This window comes from Aurantimonas sp. A3-2-R12, assembly GCF_036016755.1.
Lineage (GTDB): Bacteria > Pseudomonadota > Alphaproteobacteria > Rhizobiales > Rhizobiaceae > Aurantimonas > Aurantimonas coralicida_A.
Window position 1 is genome coordinate 1 of the sequence record NZ_JAYXIH010000096.1, and the last position, 3,432, is coordinate 3,432.

The 3,432-nt window shown below is 57.4% G+C and carries 4 protein-coding genes and 1 tRNA gene; 4 read left to right on the plus strand and 1 reads right to left on the minus strand.

Going from position 1 to position 3,432, the window contains the following annotated elements:
- Nucleotides 1–119: 119 nt before the first annotated feature.
- The 4 genes from VSX60_RS22015 (at nt 120) to VSX60_RS22030 (ending at nt 3,091) form a co-directional block, all read left to right on the plus strand.
- Nucleotides 120–785, plus strand: coding sequence for a TRAP transporter large permease subunit (locus VSX60_RS22015; protein WP_327626377.1), 666 nt, complete (start codon nt 120–122; stop codon nt 783–785).
- Nucleotides 769–1,428: a 2-hydroxychromene-2-carboxylate isomerase gene (locus VSX60_RS22020; protein ID WP_327626378.1), complete on the plus strand. Its 660-nt coding sequence runs from the start codon at nt 769–771 to the stop codon at nt 1,426–1,428. The genes VSX60_RS22015 and VSX60_RS22020 overlap by 17 nt, the downstream gene beginning before the upstream one ends.
- 130 nt (nt 1,429–1,558) lie before the next feature.
- Entirely contained in the window at nt 1,559–1,783 is a 225-nt protein-coding gene (locus VSX60_RS22025) for a helix-turn-helix domain-containing protein (RefSeq protein WP_327626379.1), read from the plus strand.
- Between the two features lie 423 nt (nt 1,784–2,206).
- The gene (locus VSX60_RS22030; RefSeq protein WP_327626380.1) at nt 2,207–3,091 is read left to right on the plus strand and encodes a tyrosine-type recombinase/integrase; all 885 of its coding nucleotides are present in this window, start codon (nt 2,207–2,209) and stop codon (nt 3,089–3,091) included.
- A gap of 55 nt (nt 3,092–3,146) precedes the next feature.
- Here VSX60_RS22030 and VSX60_RS22035 read toward each other — a convergent pair.
- Nucleotides 3,147–3,222 (minus strand) — tRNA-Lys (locus VSX60_RS22035).
- Nucleotides 3,223–3,432 lie beyond the last annotated feature (210 nt).

Here is a 3,432-nt window from a genome sequence, read left to right on the forward strand (position 1 = left end):
CTCCGGACCACGCCTACTTCAATCAACCGCTTCTCGCAGCGGCATAAAACCCGGCAGACGATCCACTTATCAAGCCGTCGAGCCTGTTCAGACAAACCGAGCCACCTCTTTCCACAGGGGTGCCGCTACGCGAAGCCGCCTTCATTGTTCTGGACGCCATCCCAGGCCTTCTAACCGTCGTCATCATCATTGGAGGCGTTGTCTCGGGAGTCTTTACAGCAACAGAAGCTGGCGCGATCGCCGTTGTCTACGGAACCCTAGTATCAATGTTAGTGCACAGAGAACTGAAAGTCAGAGACTTTCGAGAAATATTGAAGGATTCTGTTGTTCTCACAGGTGTGGTTGCTTTGATTTTATCGTTCGCCGGCGCATTCGGTTGGCTGATAGCGTTCGACCGTGTACCTTACGCTGCCGCCGAATTACTTGGGGGCTTATCACCTGCGGTATTTCTTCCAGGTTACATGATACTTCTTCTTATTCTTGGAACCTTTCTGGCACCAACAGAAGCGCTCATTATTGTTACGCCCATTCTTTACCCAGTTGCGTTGACACTTGGAATGGACCCCTTGCATTTCGGCATGGTTACAATCACCTGTCTAGCGCTGGGTCATATTACACCACCCGTAGGGTTATGCCTCTTTGTCGGTTCGGCGGTGAGTGGGTTGCCAGTCAAAGAGATCGTGAGGGCGCTAATGCCGTTTTATCTGGCCAGCGCGGCTGCGGTGATCCTCATCGCCTACGCTCCGTTCATCTCAACGAGCGTACCCCGTGCCCTCGGTTTCTGAACACGATCAGAGTTCCTCGCCGCGCATCGACTACGTCCTGAGTGTTGCGAGCCCCTGGACCTATCTCGGCCATGCGCGATTCTGCCGGATCGCGAGACAATTTCGAGCGACCGTACGAATCTTGCCGGTCGACATGGTAGAGGTTTTCGCACGTACAGGCGGCACTGTTTTTCGCAACCGCGCACCAGAACGTCAGAGTTATCGGCAGATTGAGCTTGAACGCTGGAGCCAAGCGTTGAACATACCGCTCACTCTCGAACCCCGGTATTATCCGGTAGCACACGAACCGGCGAGCCGGCTCATCCTCGCCGCATCCGATATGGGGTACGACGCGCTCGCTTTGACGGGCCGTCTTCTAGCAGCAATCTGGCTTGAAGAGCGCAATATTGCGGACAAGACGACCCTCCACGCAATTGCAGCCGAAGGCGACGTCAACACCGAGGCGCTATTTCGCCATGCTGCCTCGGCTGATGTCGGCAAAGCCTACGAGGCCGCAACGCTGGAGGCCGTCGCGAAAGGCGCATTCGGTGCTCCAACATATATTCTAGGTGGTGAGCGGTTCTGGGGGCAGGACCGCCTAAACTTTGTTGAAAAATCCCTTCTGAGCATGACGGAGGTAAGTTCGACGATCAGCTCAGAATGAGCCAAATGTCAGCCTGGCCTTTCGGCAGGGATGTCGTTCACATCCGAGAGTTTGGAGTATTGACTTTGTAGCAGTTTTGTAATACAAGGTAGCAATGGCTCCATTACCCCCCAACCCGGTTTTTCGCTCCATGATGCTCTACCGCACGGCGCGAACTATAGCCGGCCTCACCGTTCGCGAGCTCGCTGCTGCGGCCGATGTGTCCACCGCGACAATCACGAAGCTAGAGACGGGCGCCGAGCTAAAGCCGGCGACCCTTCGTAAAATCCGGCCAGTGCTGGAAGCCAACGGTGCCAGGTTTGTCCCGCACGAAAAATGGGGCGAATGGGTCGAGCCGAATATGGGAGCCGAGTGATGCCGCGTCAGGCCGCCAACGATAACCACGCTCCCTTGCTCCTCACTAGGACAGACGCGGCTCGAGCTTGCTCCTGCCACCCTTCGACGTTCTCCCGGTGGGTGTCACTAGGCATCATGCCCAAGCCCCTGCCCGGCCTTCGACGGTGGAGCCGCGTAGAGCTTGAGGCCAGCGTCAGGAAGATGACGGCCGCGAATGACAATCCACTGCCAGAAGACCCCTACCTCGCATGGAAGATGCAAGATGAGGGTTGAACTAAAGGGGCTGGCGACGGCGACCAAAGTTTTGGCGGACGGCACGTCTCGCCGGTACTTCTACGCTTGGCGCGGTGGGCCACTCCTACGGCGCGCGGACGGTTCGCCTATTAGCGATCGGAACGACCCGCAGATCCACGTTGCTTTTACAGACGCCCACAGAGACCGCGTGAGGCTGCCCACCGGAACGCTCGCCGCGCTGGTTGCCGAGTTCAAAGCATCGTCTGAGTACACGACGAAAGCGCCTAAAACCCGAAAAGCATATGATCGATATGCTGCGATGATCGAAAAGCGATTTGGGAAAATGTCGCTCGCCGTAGTGCAGGATCGCCGTGCGCGGGGCGACTTCAAGACATGGCGTGACACCTTTGCCGACAAGCCACGCACCGCCGACTACATTTGGCAGACGCTCGCACGGGTTCTATCCGTCGCCAAAGACAATGGCCGGATCACGATCAATGTCTGCGAACGTGGTGGACGCATCTATATCGCCGACCGGGCCGAGAAGATTTGGTCCGCTGAGCATATCGAGGCGATGATGTCCGCAGCATCTGAGCCTTTGCGTCTGGCGCTTGTGCTCGGCTTGTGGACAGGCCAGCGCGAAGGCGACCTGTTGCGGCTTTCATGGACCGCTTACGACGGGCAGTTCATTCGCCTGAGGCAAGGCAAGACGAAAGCGCGGGTTAAAATCCCTGTCGGCGATCTTCTACGCACCGCGCTTGACGCGGCCAAGAATGGCCGAACGACGACCACGATTCTGGCGAATACCCGAGGCAAGCCTTGGACCGAAGACGGGTTTCGCACGTCATGGGGGAAGGCCGCAGGGAAGGCAGGGATAGACGATCTCCGCTTCCATGACCTCAGGGGCACCGCAGTCACGCGCCTCGCGCTGTCGGGCTGCTCCGTGCCCGAGATAGCGTCAATCACCGGGCACAGCTTGAAGGACGTCGAGAACATCTTGGACGCGCATTATCTCGGCGGACGATTCGAGCTTGCCGAGGAGGCCATACGGAAACGGGAGCGATACGAAGGGAGAACAGATGTTGCAAACTGACCTGCAAACTACGGCCTCCGTTCTGGGGCCAAGCCTGCTAAGTGTTTGTAATGAATGGTGGGTGATGTAGGGTTCGAACCTACGACCCGCTGATTAAGAGTCAGCTGCTCTACCAACTGAGCTAATCACCCACGACGCCGAGGCGTTCGGTAGCGGCTATATAGAGAGCGCCCGAGAGCCTGTCCACCCGTTTGTGGACCGGTTGCCACGGTTTTCGAGAGATGCCGCGGTCCCTAGCATTACAGTTGCGTCTTTCGACGAGTTCTGAATCCATGGGCGACCATGATTCGGAGGTCATGGATGATGGGCGCATCGATCGAGACGACGCTGGAGCTTTGGGC

Coding starts and splice junctions, on each gene's coding strand:
- VSX60_RS22025 (WP_327626379.1), top strand. CDS start 1,559: ATGATGCTCTACCGCACGGCGCGAACTATAGCCGGCCTCACCGTTCGC.